Annotated in this window: 1 protein-coding gene; it reads left to right on the top strand. The window is 54.5% G+C overall.

The genetic code is table 11. From position 1 onward, the window contains the following. On the top strand, nucleotides 1–209 hold a 209-nt coding region (locus ADK28_RS32095; protein ID WP_048795335.1), incomplete at both ends, for a hypothetical protein.

Genomic DNA, 209 nt, shown 5'->3' with positions numbered 1-209 from the left:
ACATTATCGGTTTTTTGCGCCAGGGGCTGCAGAAAGTCACCTTCTCCTGGCTGCTGTTTGCGGCGGTGTTCTGGGTCATCATCCTGGTGGCCGTCTGGTGGGCAGGACCTCTTTTTACTTTTCATGAGGTGAAACCCTTCGCTTCTCTCTGGTCAAGGGGATTGTTTACGCTGGGATGGCTGTGGCTGGCCTGCATTGTCATGCTGTGG

The sequence above is a fragment of the Serratia sp. 506_PEND genome (assembly GCF_001076875.1).
Lineage (GTDB): Bacteria > Pseudomonadota > Gammaproteobacteria > Enterobacterales > Enterobacteriaceae > Serratia > Serratia marcescens.
This window is presented reverse-complemented; position numbering and strand designations above follow the sequence as displayed.